The 910-nt window shown below is 66.2% G+C and carries 1 protein-coding gene; it reads right to left on the bottom strand.

Annotation, left to right across the window (positions count from 1 at the left end; all coding sequences use genetic code 11):
- Positions 1 to 910: Ig-like domain-containing protein (locus HFD94_RS22770; RefSeq protein WP_243234820.1), on the bottom strand; the 910-nt coding region annotated here is incomplete at both ends.

Below are 910 nucleotides of genomic sequence, written 5' to 3' on the forward strand. Positions count from 1 at the left end.
CCCGCGCCCGCGGTGCCGTTCAGCGTCAGCGTGCCGTCGTTGGTGAACTGGCCCTTCTGCAGGAAGCCGCTGTCCGCGTCTTCGCCCTGGCTGTAGTCGTCCACCACGTTTTCAATCGCCGGCTGCGCCGGGGCGCTGGTCAGGACGCTGAAGTCCCACGCTGCATCCGCAGTGCCGCTTACCTGCGGGCCTTCATTGCCCGCCGCGTCCACCGCCGCGACCGTCAGGGCGTGCGCCCCGCTGCTCATCGCGCTGTCCGGCGTCCAGCTCCACTTGCCGTCCGCCTCCACCGCTGCGCTGCCGATCAGCTTGCCACTGTCGTAGATATTGACGTAACTGATGTCTGCGGTAGTCGTGCCTGAGTAGGTCGGACGTGCATCGTCAGTGACAGAGCCATCTTCAATCTTGCCCTGTACCGGACCGACGTCATCGGTCAGCGTGATGCTGTCCGCCACTAAACCCGATGTCTGGTTATCCGGCACCGAGGTGTCAACGGTAAAGCTCCAGTCGCCGTCTGCCTGCGGGCCTTCGTTGCCCGCCGCGTCCACCGCCGCGACCGTCAGGTCGTGGGAGGTGCCGTCCGCCATATCCTGCTCCGGCGTCCAGCTCCACTTGCCGTCCGCCTCCACCGCTGCGCTGCCGACGAGCTCGCCGTTATCATAGATGTTGACGTGATCGATGTCGGCGGTTGCGTCGCCGGAAAGGGTCGGCCGCGCGTCGTCGGTGACCGAGCCGCTGGCAATTTCGCCGGTGATCGCACCGACGTCGTCCGTCAGGGTGATGCTGTCGATGACCAGGCCCGAGGTCTGGTTATCCGGCGGCGTGCTGTCTGCCGGGCCGTCGATCACAACGCTGTTGCTGTTGCCCGCCTCGTCGGTGGCTTCCACCACGACGTCTTTGGCGTCCACGC

Origin of the sequence: Pantoea sp. EKM20T (genome assembly GCF_011800485.1) — a bacterium.
GTDB classification, from domain to species: Bacteria; Pseudomonadota; Gammaproteobacteria; order Enterobacterales; family Enterobacteriaceae; genus Pantoea; species Pantoea agglomerans.